Source organism: Limosilactobacillus portuensis (genome assembly GCF_014838735.1).
In the GTDB taxonomy this organism is placed as follows: domain Bacteria; phylum Bacillota; class Bacilli; order Lactobacillales; family Lactobacillaceae; genus Limosilactobacillus; species Limosilactobacillus portuensis.
On sequence record NZ_JABUXQ010000105.1, the window covers coordinates 1 to 298 of the forward strand.

Annotated in this window: 1 protein-coding gene; it reads right to left on the reverse strand. The window is 46.3% G+C overall.

What is annotated here, in order from left to right; genetic code table 11:
* Positions 1-298, reverse strand: a 298-nt coding sequence (locus HUK49_RS10760; RefSeq protein ID WP_191913681.1) for a winged helix-turn-helix domain-containing protein, incomplete at both ends; no start/stop codon positions are given.

Here is a 298-nt window from a genome sequence, read left to right on the forward strand (position 1 = left end):
CTAGACCCGGTTCCGTTTTGATCACTCGCTGATCATTGGCATTATCTTTGAGTTTTTTACGCAGCTGACTGACTAAAATCCGCAAGTAATGCGAATCTCGGGTATGCGTCACGCCCCAAATTTTGGCCAGTAACTCTTCTTGCATCACCAGTTTGTCTGGCGTGGTCATCAGCATGCGTAAAAAGGCGAATTCCTTCTTGGTTAACGCTAGGGACTCACCTTGCAACCAAGCCTGATTGGTGCTGATTTCCAACTTAATATCTTGGGTTTCTAGGACATCTACCGGTGAGTGGGTATT